13 protein-coding genes are annotated in these 13305 nt (G+C 61.0%); 3 read left to right on the forward strand and 10 right to left on the reverse strand.

Annotation, left to right across the window (positions count from 1 at the left end; translation table 11 throughout):
- Nucleotides 1–403: 403 nt before the first annotated feature.
- The 5 genes from M5B99_RS24440 to M5B99_RS24460 all read right to left on the reverse strand — a co-directional run bounded on the left by M5B99_RS24440 (nt 404) and on the right by M5B99_RS24460 (nt 3949).
- Nucleotides 404–778, reverse strand: coding sequence for a DUF2784 domain-containing protein (locus tag M5B99_RS24440; protein WP_248806470.1), 375 nt, complete (start codon nt 776–778; stop codon nt 404–406).
- A gap of 65 nt (nt 779–843) precedes the next feature.
- Nucleotides 844–1719: a 4-hydroxy-tetrahydrodipicolinate synthase gene (gene dapA / locus M5B99_RS24445; protein WP_248806471.1), complete on the reverse strand. Its 876-nt coding sequence runs from the start codon at nt 1717–1719 to the stop codon at nt 844–846.
- A gap of 337 nt (nt 1720–2056) precedes the next feature.
- On the reverse strand, nt 2057–2503 hold the full coding sequence (locus tag M5B99_RS24450; RefSeq protein WP_263860627.1) for an RES family NAD+ phosphorylase: 447 nt from the start codon (nt 2501–2503) through the stop codon (nt 2057–2059).
- On the reverse strand, nt 2500–2949 hold the full coding sequence (locus M5B99_RS24455; protein WP_218223414.1) for an antitoxin Xre/MbcA/ParS toxin-binding domain-containing protein: 450 nt from the start codon (nt 2947–2949) through the stop codon (nt 2500–2502). The genes M5B99_RS24450 and M5B99_RS24455 overlap by 4 nt, the downstream gene beginning before the upstream one ends.
- A gap of 76 nt (nt 2950–3025) precedes the next feature.
- Nucleotides 3026–3949, reverse strand: a complete 924-nt coding sequence (locus M5B99_RS24460; protein ID WP_248806472.1) for a LysR family transcriptional regulator — start codon at nt 3947–3949, stop codon at nt 3026–3028.
- 107 nt (nt 3950–4056) lie between these two features.
- On the opposite strand from M5B99_RS24460, the gene tam reads away from it, so the two are divergent.
- Nucleotides 4057–4821 (forward strand): trans-aconitate 2-methyltransferase, encoded by a 765-nt coding sequence (tam, locus tag M5B99_RS24465; RefSeq protein ID WP_248806473.1) that lies wholly within the window; start codon nt 4057–4059, stop codon nt 4819–4821.
- A gap of 119 nt (nt 4822–4940) precedes the next feature.
- On the opposite strand, the gene ppnN is transcribed toward tam, so the two are convergent.
- The 4 genes from ppnN to M5B99_RS24485 all read right to left on the reverse strand — a co-directional run bounded on the left by ppnN (nt 4941) and on the right by M5B99_RS24485 (nt 10006).
- Nucleotides 4941–6314, reverse strand: coding sequence for a nucleotide 5'-monophosphate nucleosidase PpnN (gene ppnN, locus M5B99_RS24470; protein ID WP_248806474.1), 1374 nt, complete (start codon nt 6312–6314; stop codon nt 4941–4943).
- A 177-nt stretch (nt 6315–6491) separates the two neighbouring features.
- On the reverse strand, nt 6492–7805 hold the full coding sequence (locus M5B99_RS24475) for a sensor histidine kinase (RefSeq protein ID WP_248806475.1): 1314 nt from the start codon (nt 7803–7805) through the stop codon (nt 6492–6494).
- On the reverse strand, nt 7802–8542 hold the full coding sequence (locus M5B99_RS24480; RefSeq protein ID WP_100943072.1) for a response regulator: 741 nt from the start codon (nt 8540–8542) through the stop codon (nt 7802–7804). Before M5B99_RS24480 ends, M5B99_RS24475 begins: the two co-directional genes overlap by 4 nt.
- Before the next feature lie 519 nt (nt 8543–9061).
- Nucleotides 9062–10006 (reverse strand): sensor domain-containing diguanylate cyclase, encoded by a 945-nt coding sequence (locus M5B99_RS24485; RefSeq protein WP_248806476.1) that lies wholly within the window; start codon nt 10004–10006, stop codon nt 9062–9064.
- A 217-nt stretch (nt 10007–10223) separates the two neighbouring features.
- Here M5B99_RS24485 and fabV point away from each other — a divergent pair, with 217 nt between their 5' ends.
- Entirely contained in the window at nt 10224–11420 is a 1197-nt protein-coding gene (fabV, locus tag M5B99_RS24490; protein ID WP_248806477.1) for an enoyl-ACP reductase FabV, read from the forward strand.
- Between the two features lie 123 nt (nt 11421–11543).
- Here the strand turns inward: fabV and M5B99_RS24495 are convergent, their stop codons facing one another.
- Nucleotides 11544–12368 (reverse strand): aspartyl/asparaginyl beta-hydroxylase domain-containing protein, encoded by an 825-nt coding sequence (locus M5B99_RS24495; protein ID WP_248806478.1) that lies wholly within the window; start codon nt 12366–12368, stop codon nt 11544–11546.
- 195 nt (nt 12369–12563) lie between these two features.
- Between M5B99_RS24495 and M5B99_RS24500 the strand changes: the two genes are divergently transcribed.
- Entirely contained in the window at nt 12564–13220 is a 657-nt protein-coding gene (locus M5B99_RS24500) for a ribonuclease T2 (protein ID WP_248806479.1), read from the forward strand.
- Nucleotides 13221–13305: the final 85 nt, after the last annotated feature.

The raw sequence follows: 13305 nt of genomic DNA on the forward strand, positions 1-13305 counted from the left end.
TGCCAGGGCCGCGGCGCCACCGGCGCTGTCGAGGCGGTCCATGTTGGCTTCGGTAGGATGGCCAGCGTTGACGCCCTTGATGGCGGCCGCGCCTTCTTCCTTGTCGAATTCGTCCCAGCTGAGCATCAGGTATTCCTTGTGTGGGGTGTTTGTAGGCCTGGTTCACTGCCTTTTCGTCAGACAGGTAGACACGTGTTCAGGGCTCCCGTTCAACAGGATTCACGGCACAAGCAGGCATTGGAAAACCCTGGCGCTCCAGGGTGATGAGCGGTGCCGTAGGAGAAGGTTGGCACATCATGTAGTGTTTTTATTTGTCGTAGGCACACTATATGGTGGTTTTGTCAGAGGGTCAATCCGAGAAACTGCAACAGCGCTGTTTCGTCGCAGCGCCTCGGTGAGGTGTCTAGAGGGCGGCTTTCAGGTTTCGGGTTTTGAACAGGCGCAGGTAAACCGTGAGGTTGAGCGCCAGCACCAAGGCCCCGAAACCAAGCTGTATCGTCGGCGTAAGCCCGGCGGGGTAGATCAGCGGAATCAGGTAGTGCTCGATAAAACCCTCGCCATAACCGCCTTGTCCGGCGGCCTGGCGAAAGAGGTTTTCCCAACGGGTCAACGGGCACTCCAGGTGCAAGACTTCAACAGCCACACCCCAGGTCGCGGCGGGCAGGTGCAGCCAGATCAGCCGGCGCCATTTGAGCACCAACAGCCCGCCAAACAACACGAACAGGATGAACAACAGGTGAAACGACACCAGCCCGTCGGCCGCTATCCGGTAGAACATCTCGACTTCCCTTTCTGATTCATGACGTAAGTCTGGATATCCTACTCGGGTCGCCGGTCCGGGCTCTACCGGGCGTCGGGCTTGAGCGCTGCGAGAATGTCTTGCAGGCGCCGGGTCGTGGCCTCACTGCTGGTTTGCATGGGCGCACGCAGTTCGTCACGAATCAATCCCTGGAGGGCGAGGGCGGTTTTCACCGGGCCGGGGTTGGGCTCGACAAACAGGGCCTGGATCAGCGGAGTCAGTTGGAAAAACGTCTTCCTGGCGGCCGCGAGCTGCTGCTCCTGGATCTGCCGGTGCAATTGGACGAACAACTCGGGATGGATATGCGCCGAGGCGGCGATCGCACCGGTCGCGCCGAGGCACATTGCATTGAACATCTGGTTGTCCTCGCCACACAGTACATCGACCAGGCCGCTGGCGAGCACCGCCAGGGTGTTGTTCAGGTTGCCGCCGCAGTCCTTGATGGCGACGATATTCTCATGGGCGACGATCCTGAGCAGAGTCGCCTGCTCGAAGCTCACCCCGGTGCGGTAGGGAATGTCATAGACAATGATCGGTACGCTGGAAGCATCGGCGACTGTCTTGAAAAACGCTTCCAGGCCGGCCTGGGACGGGCGGATGTAGTAGGGCGCGGGTACCAGCAGCCCGGCCAGGGGGCGCTTGAGTATCTCGCTCTGGAACTGCAGCAACTCGCTGAGGTTGTTGCCCGCCAGGCCCATCACCACCTGTTCCGGCGGGACCAGCTCCAGCACGGCATCCAGCACCGCCAGCTGTTCATGTTTGCCCAGTGCGGCGGCTTCCCCGGTGGTGCCACAGACCACGATGCCATCGACGCCGCTGTCCAGCAGATGGCTGACCAGCCGCCGCAGGGCGACGAAGTCGATGGCCTGGTTCACGAACGGCGTAACGAGGGGAACCCAGATACCTTGAAGCGATGACATGCACTTTCTCCTGATGGTTGACCGTGTCGTCACCGTCAGAAGCGTAGAAGGAAGTTGGCAAGGAGCAGGGGTGACCCGTCGTCGCGCTCAATGTCCTGTCAGCTCATCTGACGGGACAGCGCGCCCCGGTCACATGAGCGACTGTTTCTTCGATTTAGGGGCAAGCGCAACGCAGGCCGCTGCCTTGGCATTCAAGCCAATGGCAATAGCGATGAGGTTGAACGTTGCGGACATGTTTGTTTGCACCCTGGATCAGGCGTCCATTTTTAAAAGCTGGCGATGGTTTTGTCAATTGCCGATGCAGAGCACGCTGGCTCCTGAAGGACATCGCTGAAACCTAGGGTTTCTTGAGCAGGCGATTATCCAGCTTGAAGGCCTCGCGGGTCACAACGGCCTTGGTCGAGTCCGTGTGCAGGGGATTGAAGAGATAGTTCTGTGTGTGCGGCATGATGGCGCTGGGTACCGGCAGTAACAGTGCCGTTGTGCTCTTGAGAAATGCATCGCCCAGACCCTTGGTGTGACGCAGGTCATCGGCCCAATCTGCATTGAGTGACGGGGCCGGAGCGATGCTGACATCACCCAGGATCTCAACCTTGAGCAGTTGCAGGGTTTCTGGAAAATCTTCCTGATCCACCTCCAGATGAACCAGGATTTCCAGCATGGCCCCTGCCGGGGTTCCCGCGAGATAAACGACGGGCCTGCCTGCCGTGTGCCAGCGTCCACTGGCGAGGACCCCGCCACGCCCCGTCAAGTCGGCAAAGGCGCTGATTCGCCAGAAAATCAAAAGGAAAACCCTTCGGCCAGTTGTATGAGCATCTCCTCGACCTGCCGGGTCCCCTGGATGGTCGACAGCATCGCCATGGGGCTTCTCCCCGAGAAGCGGTCCTTGGGTTTGGACAGCCAGCGCCTGGCTTTCTCGTCGTTGCCGAACAGTGTATCGGCCATGGCGGTAATATGGGCGGCACGAAACAACCGGTCACTCTCATCGACGGTCAGCCGCTGCTCCTTGGCAATACGGGTCTTGAGGGTCTTGAGCGGAATGATCTGATCGCGTTCCAATGGCGTGACATCGCCCTGGTCGCACAGCTTCATCAGCCTCTGGGCTTCGAAGCCGAACTGGATCATCTCGTGGATTTCGAGTTCGCTCGCATCCGTCGGAATCTGCAGGAGGTATTCCAGCCGCAACCGATAGGCACCGTAGGCGGGTTCTCGCATGACTTCGGCTAGCATTGGATGCACCTCTTGGTATCCGGCATTTGCCGAGTAGTATCAGGTAAATGCCGGATAATTGAAAGTGCAGGTTGTTTCAGGTTTGGGTAGATTGACTTTCCATCGACGCCGCTTCGATCACCAACTCCCGAAATCGCCGCAACACCGATGAGCTATCGCCCACGCGGGTCGCCAGGTGCAGCGGTGCGATCAGTCCCGGACACTGTGACAATGCGCGATAGGCAATGCCGTCGCCCCGCAGGCGCTGCATCGAGGCCGGGACGATGGAAACCCCCAGGCCAGCGGCGACCAGGCTCAAGGTGGCGGCCATGCGTGGGGCTTCCTGAATCACCTGTGGGCTGAATCCCGCCTCGCGACACGCTACTAGAATGGCGTCGTAGAGCCCCAATCCTACCCGACGTCGATACAGCACAAAGGCTTCGCCGGCGAGCGCGGACAAGGGCAGGGGGACGCGGGTGTCTTGTGCCAGGGGATGATCCATCGGCAGTGCCAGCAACATCGGTTCGACCAGAATCGGCTCGGCCTGCAAGGTCGGTGTACCGCTCAAGGGCGAGCGCACGAAGGCGGCATCCAGGCGTTCGTGCACCAGGGCATCCATCAATTCCCCGGTTCCGGCTTCTTCCAGAACCACCGAAACGCCGGAAAACGCCTCGCGAAAGTGCCGCAGCACGCCCGGCACAAACGGGTGCAGCGCAGCCGAACTGGTGAAGCCGATACCAAGCCGCCCCTGTTCACCCCGGGCAGCGCGACGCACCACCTCGGTTACGCCCTCGGCCCGCGCCAACACGGCGCGGGCTTCTTCCAGCAAGGCCAGGCCCGCGGTGGTCGGACGGACACCCCGTGGCAGGCGTTCCATCAACGCCACGCCCATCTCGGCCTCCAGCTTCTGGAGCAGGCGGGTGAGGGGTGGTTGTTGCATATGCAGGCGCTCTGCCGCCCGGGTGATATGACCCTCTTCGGCGATCACGACAAACGCATGCAAGCGACGCAGGTCTAGCATTTCAATACCTTTTTAGTATGGCAGATTGTCATTATTAGCATTTGTCATCATGGCGTGCAAAACCTACGCTTGTGCTCACTCCCCCCCCACACACAAGAGGACGCGTGATGACCTGGTCAGCCAAGCAATATTCGACATTTGAAGAAGAACGCACCCGTCCCGTCCGCGATCTGGTGGCCGCCATCCCCACCGGCACGGTCGGCGTGGCCGTCGACCTGGGTTGCGGTCCGGGTAACTCCACCGAAGTCCTGGCCCAACGTTTTCCCGAGGCGCGGGTCACCGGCATGGATAGCTCCGACGATATGCTCGTCAGTGCTCGGGCGCGCTTGCCCGCGTTGAATTTCGAACTCGCCGATATCGCCACCTGGAACCCGGATCAAACCTTCGATGTGATCCTGGCCAATGCCTCGCTGCAATGGGTGCCGGATCACGCCACGCTCTATCCCCATCTGGTGAGCAAGTTGGCGGCTGGTGGCAGCCTGGCGGTGCAGACTCCGGACAATATGCAGGAGCCATCGCACCGGCTGGCGCGGGAAGTGGCCGCCAACGGACCGTGGGCGGACAAGATCGCGACGGTTCGGCACCCGCCGCGGCACGACGCGAGTTTCTATTACGAACTGCTGCGTCCGCACTGCAGCCACGTGGATGTCTGGCGCACCACCTATCACCACCCGTTGGCCGGCGGTCATGCCGCCGTGCTGGAGTGGTTCAAGGGCTCGGCGCTGCGGCCGTACCTGGCACCGTTGGATGAGGAGCAGCAAGCGGCGTTCCTGCAGGCTTACCTGACGGCGATCACCGGGGCTTACCCGGCGCTCGCCGATGGAACCGTGCTGTTGCCGTTTCCCAGGTTGTTCGTGGTCGCGACACGCTGAAACCCGTACATGGGGCTCTGCCTGAATCGATCAGGCATGCTCAGGAACGATGTATTGGGCGCAGGAGGGCGATCTGTTTGCACCGGTTCGGCAGGTACAAACAGATCGTTGTCGCGGCTTCAGCTCACCACGCGATAGCAAGGCACATAGGCCGCGCCACCGGGGAGTTTCATGCGGTGTTGCTCAACGAAGGCCTTGAGCAGTTTGTCCAATGGTCGCATTACCGCCGCGTCGCCGTGGATCTCGTAGGGGCCGTGCTCTTCGATCAGGCGAATGCCCTTGTCCTTGACGTTGCCGGCGACGATCCCGGAAAACGCCCGGCGCAGGTTGGCCGCCAGTTCGTGGGCGGGCAGGCTGCGGCTGAGGTTGAGGCTCGCCATGTTGGCATGGGTCGGATCGAACGGGTGCTGGAAGCCGCCGTCGATCTTCAGCAGCCAGTTGAAGTGGAAGGCGTCGTTGCGTTCGCGGCGGAACTGTTTCACCGCCTTCAACCCATGGGCCATCTGCCGGGCTACCTGGGCCGGGTTGTCGATGATGATTTCGTAGTGTTTTTGTGCCGCTTCACCCAGGGTCGCGATCACGAAGGCGTTCAGTTGCTCCAGGTAGGCTTGCGCGCTGCGCGGACCGGTCAGGATCACCGGGAACGGCAGTTCGCGGTTGTCCGGGTGCATCAGGATGCCGAGCAGGTAGAGGAACTCTTCGGCCGTACCGGCACCGCCCGGGAAGATGATGATGCCGTGGCCGACCCGCACGAACGCCTCCAGGCGTTTCTCGATGTCGGGCATGATCACCAGTTCGTTGACGATCGGGTTCGGCGCCTCGGCGGCGATGATCCCCGGCTCGGTCAGGCCCAGGTAGCGGCCGGTGGTGATGCGTTGCTTGGCGTGGGAAATGGTTGCGCCTTTCATCGGCCCCTTCATCACGCCAGGACCGCAACCGGTGCAGATATCCAGGCTGCGCAGGCCCAGTTCATGGCCGACCTTCTTGGTGTACTGGTATTCCTCGGTGCTGATGGAGTGACCGCCCCAGCACACCACCATCTTCGGTTCCAGGCCGGGACGCAGGGTGCGGGCGTTGCGCAGCAGGTGGAAGACGTAGTCGGTGATGCCCTGGGAGCTGTCCAGGTCGATGCGCTGGCTTTCCAGCTCATTCTCGGTGTAGACGATATCGCGCAGGGCACTGAAGAGCATTTCGCGGGTGCTGGCGATCATTTCGCCATCAACGAAGGCGTCGGCTGGAGCGTTCAGCAGTTCCAGGCGGACACCGCGATCCTGCTGGTGGATACGGATCTCGAAGTCCTTGTAGGCTTCGAGGATGGTCTTGGCATTGTCGACATGGGCGCCGGTGTTGAGGATGGCCAGGGCGCACTGGCGGAATAACGTGTAGATGCTGCCGGAGCCGGCTTCGCTCAGTTGCTGCACTTCGCGTTGGGAAAGGGTTTCGAGGCTGCCCTTGGGGCTAACCGAGGCGTTGATTACCGATCGTTGGGTCATGCTTTATTCCATCAAGGCGATGTCGCCGGGCTGCTAAGGCGCCGGCAGCACCAGAAAGGCTTCGCGCGCACGCGTTTTCCTAGCATAGCTAAATCGGGCACCCAGGTGGTCGGTGCCGGCGGGTTCAGCTTGCAGGATTTTACCGCGCCGCGAAACCCGCAGGTGTATTGCCGGTGCTCAGTTCAAGCGGGCATCAAGTTCGAGTTCGGCACACAGTCCGCCGCCGTCACGATTGCTCAGGGTCAGCGTGCCGCCCATGGCAATCGCCAGTTGCTGGGCGATGGCCAGGCCCAGGCCGGTGCCGCCAGTGCTGCGGTTGCGCGAGCTTTCCACGCGGTAGAAGGGTTTGAGGACTTCCTCCAATTGCGCCTGGGCGATACCCGGGCCGCGGTCCAGGACCAGGATCGACAGTCGCCGGTTTTCCCCGGTCGTGATCACGATCTGCGCACTGCCGGCGAATTTCAGCGCGTTGTCCACAAGATTGACCAGTACCCGTCGCAAGGCATGGGGGCGGGTGTCGATCAGCCCGCCGTTCTTGCCGGTCAGCTCCACGGCTTGACCGGTGTCCTGATAGTCGAAGACCAGGCTGTCGAGAAAGGCGTCGAGGTCGATGCGGCAATTGGCTTCGGTGGCGCCATGCACGCTGCGGGCATAGGCCACGCCTTCACGGATCAGGTGCTCGATTTCGCCCAGGTCCTGCCAGAGCTTGTCCTTTTCGATGGAGTCGTCCATGAACTCGGCCCGCAGCTTCATGCGGGTGATGGGGGTTTGCAGGTCGTGGGAAATCGCCGCCAGCAGTTGCATGCGCTCCTTGAGATAGGTGGCGATACGCGCCTGCATGGCGTTGAAGGCCGCCGCCGCGTGGGCCACTTCGGTCGGGCCGGTTTCGTCCAGGGGCACACCGTGGGTATTGGGGTCGAGGTTTTCCACGGCCTGGGCCAGGCGGCTCAGCGGGCGCACGGCAATCCGTACCGCCAACCAGGCACAGCCGAGCATCAGCAGCAACTGGCCGAGCAGGACAAATGGCAGCCAGGGCGACATGGGCATGATCGACGGGGTGACGTCGAGGGTCAGCGGGCTGCCGTCGCGCAGTTTCAGATGGGCCTGGAAGTGTTTGCGCGGGCCGGGGATGTCGCTAAAGGTCAGCCGGTAGTCATGGCCGATGGCGTTTTCGAGCGTGGGGACGGCGATCGGTACTTCATCCGGACTCATGGGCGTGCCCGGTACGCCCTCGCTCAGCACATAGTGGTAGTTGCGCCGTGCGAGGCGCGGCAACCAGCTTTCACGCTCGTTCGCCGGCAGGCGTTCAAGGATGGCGATGGAGGTCGAGACATCGGTTTCCAGGTTGCCAAGCATGGCGCTCTTGGCACTTTGATAACGCTCGTAGGACTGCGCGCCGAAGGACAGCGCCTGGGCGAGGATCAATCCGGTGAGGAAGATCAGCGACAAGCGCGAGCCCAGGGTGCGCGGCCAGCGCAGCAACCGTTTCATTGGGCTGCACCGAGGATTTCCACTGGCAGCGAGAACACATAACCTTCACTGCGCACGGTCTTGATATAGGCTGGCTCACGGGCATCGTCCAGCAGCCGCTGGCGCAGGCGGCTCACCAGCAGGTCGATGGAGCGGTCGAACAGGTCGGCGTCGCGGCCCTGGGTGAGGTTGAGCAATTGGTCGCGGTTCAGCACCCGCTGCGGATGATCGAGGAACACCCGCAACAGGCGATATTCGGCGCCACTGAGGGCCACCAGGGTACCGTTTTCATCCAGCAGGTGACGGGCGCTGGTGTCGAGTTTCCAGCGCCCGAAGCCCAGCAGTCGACCGCTTTCGGTGACGATCAGGTTCGGTGGCAGCATCCGTGTACGGCGCAGCACCGAGTTGATCCGGGCCAGCAGCTCGCGGGCGGCAAAGGGTTTGACCAGGTAATCGTCGGCGCCCATTTCCAGGCCGATGATGCGGTCGGTTTCATCGCTGCGGGCGGTCAGCATCAGCACCGGCGTAGCCTTGTGCTTGCCGGCGCGCAATTCACGGCAGAGCAGCAGGCCATCGTCGCCGGGCATCATGATGTCCAGCACGATCAGGTCCACCGGGGTGGTTTCGAGGAAGGCGCGCATCTGCCGACCGTCGGCGACCACGGTGGTGCGCAGGCCGTTTTTCTTGAGGTAGTTGCCCACCAGCTCTCTGATCTCGCGGTCATCGTCCACGATCAGAATGTGATCGACATGATCCATGGGGCAGCTCCGCCAATGTTGATTTGGAGCTCAGTCTAGCGAGGGTGGCAGCGGCTGGCATCGGGCCTTTGTATTGCAGTGTATCTGACGGACTACGGATACACAGGTATGCAAAAAAACCGGGCGCTGGCCCTCGGCTTTTCGCCCGTTGCCAGGCACTGTTTGCCGCGCCATGAAAAAGTAGCGCCCACGACCAGTGCCTTGGATTAATCAAGTTCGAGTTGCTGCATAACCCAAAAAAAGCTACCGCACAAAGTACAGGGCACTCAGCGCAGTAGCTAAAACTTACCAAAGGGATGATGAAGTCGAGATGACTCACTGACTGTTCCCGGCAAGTCGCCGGAGAATAGGTGAGGCATAACGTTGCCATCGAGGCGAACAGTAGCATTGTCGGCGGGGGATGGCTTATCAGCTGTATTGATAGTCAGTATTGATACTAATCTGCGCGATTTATCGGCGATCATGTCAGCGCCTCCGCAGTGGCCGGGTCTCGACTTCAATATCCGGGGCCTCCGCCTATCAGTCGCTGAAGTTGGCGTATTCGGCTCCCATGCGACCGTTACGTTTGACCCGGTAGAGCAATTCATCGACCTTCTCGACAAACCCCAGTGCCGGTTCGTCGATGGCGGGGCGTATGGTGCCGACTCCGAGGCTGAGACTCAGCAGTCCGGAAATCGCCGACTTCTCATGTTCGATCTGCTGCTGGCGAACCAGTTGCAGGCATTTCTCCGCCACTTGCCGGGCCTTGTCCGCCGGTGTTTCGGGCAGTAGCCAGATGAACTCCTCACCGCCGATCCGGGCAATGAAGTCCCGGGGCCGATTGGTCGCCTGGGACAGGGTCTGGGCCACTTGGCGCAGGGCCTCGTCACCTTTGATATGCCCGTAGTGGTCGTTGTACTGCTTGAAAAAATCGATATCCAGGATGATCAGCGACAGCGGCAGTTGATTGCGCTGGGCATGTTCCCACTCCCGGGCAAGCACGGTGTCGAACATGCGGCGATTGGCAATACCGGTCAGGCCATCCTGGAACGAGTACTCCTCCAGCTGCTTTTGCAGACGGATCAGGTGTTCCTCGGTTTTCTTGCGCTCACTGATATCGAACATGAAGCCGATCAGCGCCTCGACTTCGCCGTTCTTGCGCACCACATGCACCACATCACGGATCCAGACGTAGTCGCCGTCGCGGGTCAGCGCCCGGTAGTCGGCCTCGTGGTCGACACCGGCCTTGGACTGCGACACGCAGAAGTTCACCACATACTCGCGGTCATCCGGGTGCATGCGGGCCACCCAGTCATCGACCCCGACCCAGCTGTCCGGTGTCCAGCCGAGCAGGCTCTCGATCTGCGGGCCGATGTAGCTGAAGGTCATGGTTGGCCAATCGATCCGCCAGGGAATCGCCTTGGTCGATTCAAGCAGGGTCTTGTAGACGTCACTATCGGTTTCGGTAGAGGGCGTGGCGCTCATGATCGATCAGGCTTCGCTGGCTGAGATGGGCGCTAGAATGTTGCGTGCACGACGGCTAATCAAGGTCCAGGCGATACATGGCAAGGGAATTTGCTTTCCCCGCGCGGGCCCGTGTTGTAAAAGCAGTGACGCATCGGCTTTTTGAACGTCTATGACTAGAATCCGCGACGCTGCTTACCGCCAGTGTCGATATCGGCCTATGAAAAAAGGGAACCTTATGATCATCAAACCACGCGTTCGTGGCTTTATCTGTGTGACTACCCATCCAGTGGGTTGCGAAGCCAACGTCAAGCAACAGATTGACTACGTCACCCAGCAAGGCCCGGTCAGTGACGGACCGAAGAACGTCCTGGTGCTCGGTGCATCCACCGGTTACGGCCTGGCGGCACGCATCACCGCGGCCTTCGGTTGTGGTGCCAACACCCTGGGCGTGTTCTTCGAGCGTGAAGGCGACGAAGGCAAGCTCGGCACCGCCGGCTGGTACAACAGCGCGGCGTTCCACAAGTTTGCCGAAGCCAAGGGCCTGTACGCCAAGAGCATCAACGGCGATGCGTTTTCCGATGAAGTCAAGCGCCTGACCATCGAAACCATCAAGCGCGACATGGGCAAGATCGACCTGGTGGTGTACAGCCTGGCGGCACCGCGTCGTACCGATCCGAAAACCGGTGAAGTCTACAGCTCGACGCTCAAGCCGATCGGCAAGTCGGTCACCCAGCGTGGTCTGAACACCGACAAGGAAGAGGTCAACGTCACCACGCTGGCCGAAGCAACCCAGGAAGAGATCGACGGTACCGTCAAGGTCATGGGCGGTGAAGACTGGCAGCTGTGGATCGATGCCCTGGACGAAGCCGGTGTGCTGGCTGACGGTGCGAAAACCACCGCGTTCACCTACCTGGGCGAAAAACTGACCCACGACATCTACTGGAACGGCTCCATCGGCGCGGCCAAGAAGGACCTGGACCAGAAGGTCCTGAAGATTCGCCAGCGTCTGGCGGCCAAAGGCGGCGACGCGCGGGTTTCGGTGTTGAAAGCCGTGGTGACCCAGGCCAGCTCGGCGATCCCGATCATGCCGCTGTACCTGTCGTTGCTGTTCAAGGTGATGAAGGAGCAGGGCTCCCACGAAGGTTGCATCGAGCAGGTCTACGGCCTGTACAAGGACAGCCTGTACTCGCCGACCCCGATCCTCGACGAAGACGGTCGCCTGCGTGCCGACTACAAGGAACTGCAGCCGGAAGTCCAGGCGCAGGTGGCGAAGCTGTGGGATGCGGTCACCACCGAAAACCTCAACGAACTGACGGATTTCGCCGGCTACAAGGCCGAGTTCCTGCGTCTGTTCGGTTTCGGCGTCGAGGGTGTGGATTACGAAGCCGATGTCAGCCCGGACGTGGCGATCGTCAATCTGATCCAGGCCTGAATCGGCGCCCGCGTCCTGCGGGTCCGAGGCGGGCGCTTGAGGGGCCGGGTCATCCGGCTCCCCAAGGTGATTGCCGGGTTTGGCCGCGCCGCTTCGAAGGCGCGGCGCAACCCCTGGCCGTTGTTACTTGATGACCTTCCAGTTCTTGTAGAAGCCCTGGCGCAGGGTGAACGCCGCGCTGGCGAACGCCGCGATCGCGCCGCTGATAATGCGCGGGGCGTAGGACGGGCGCACGATATCGATGAACAGGCAGTAACGCTTGGCGTCGTTCTTGTTGAAGGACGCATGCAGCAGCGTGTCATCGAAAATGAACAGCGGGTCGTCATGCCAGTAGTGTTTCTGATTCCGGCACTGGATATAGACGCCGTCATGGTGTGGCGCCGGGGCCATGTTGTAGAGCACGCGGAACATCATGCGCAGCGGGCCGAAGTGGAAGGACGTCGAGCGGTTTTCATTGAATACCGATACGCCCACGGTCTTGACATAGGGGAACTTCTGCTGGAGTTCCGGGATGTCCAGTTCGGTGTCGATCTTGCGCCCGTACCACTGGAAGAACAGCATGCCGCGCTTGTTTTCCGCCATCCGTGAGTCGAGGTACTGGATGATCTCGTCCTTGTGGCTCATCGCCTTGTCGATGACCTGCTGCAGGTCGCGCTGGCAGTCTTGCGGCAGGTCCTGCATCTTGTAGATGCCGCGATTGGGCTTGCTGATCAGGTCGAACAGCGAGTTGAAGGGCGACAGCACCCAGGTGTTGCGGCCGTTGCCGATAAAATACTTCTTCGCCAGCTCGGCGGTGTAGATGCCGTTGCGCAGGAAGTCATAGACACCGCAAACCACAACCAGAAGCAGAAAGCCGAGGACGGTTTTCGGAAAGCAGTAGATCAGCAAGAGTACGGCCAGTGTCCAGAGGATGGAGACGACTTTCTTGCGGATGTTGCGAATACTCATGAAACACTGCTCCCTAGAGCGACTGCGGCATCTGTGGCGTGCGCCGGGACGGCGCGGCAAAGCCTGGAAAAAAGTGCTGAATGTTACTGTTTTATAGTGGTATTTGACAGTTATTGTTAACGCCGGATCTTGATCTGAAGCGATGGTTACGATGTTTTGAGCGCCATGATGGCGCCCTATGGGGTAGGAAAACCAATGAAATTATCTTCTGTAGTCGCCTTGTTCATCGTCCTGACGGTGGGCCATGCCGGTCTCAGCGAAGCCCGGCAGTCGAGGCAGCAGACCGAATCGGTGGCGGGGGTCTTCGATTATTACCTGTTGACCTTGTCCTGGTCGCCGACCTTCTGTCTGACCCATGCCAACGCCCAGCAATGCAGTGGCAAGGGTTATGGCTTCGTGCTCCATGGCTTGTGGCCGCAGTATGCCAAGGGCGGCTGGCCGCAATCCTGTCCGCCGTTGACACCCCTGACGCAGCAGGAGCGGCAGAAGGGCCTCACGCTGTTTCCCTCGGGCAAACTGCTGGAGCATGAGTGGGACAAGCACGGCACCTGCAGTGGCCTGGGCGCTTCGGGCTACCTGAATGCGGCCGACAAGGCGCTGGGAACGGTGGTGGTTCCGCAAGCCCTGCAACCCTCGACGACGCCGCGTGAATACTCCGCCGAGCAGATCGTCCAACTGTTCCGCCAGAGCAACCCGGGGCTGCCCGAGGGCGGTGTGACGGTGCGCTGCAGCGGACCGGAACTGGCCGAGGTGCGTGTGTGCCTGACCAAGGACCTGGGCTTCGGCGAGTGCGGCAAGGGTGTCAGGAATCAATGCCGGCAAGGGCCGGTGCGCGTGCCCCCGATTCGCTGATCGCTCTGCGGACCACTTGGGCGGCGCTTGAATCGAGGCGCAGCTCAAGTGTCGCGTTGTGCACAAATGTTCAAGACAGGCGCGC

The sequence above is a fragment of the Pseudomonas sp. MWU13-2100 genome (genome assembly GCF_023242365.1).
Lineage (GTDB): Bacteria > Pseudomonadota > Gammaproteobacteria > Pseudomonadales > Pseudomonadaceae > Aquipseudomonas.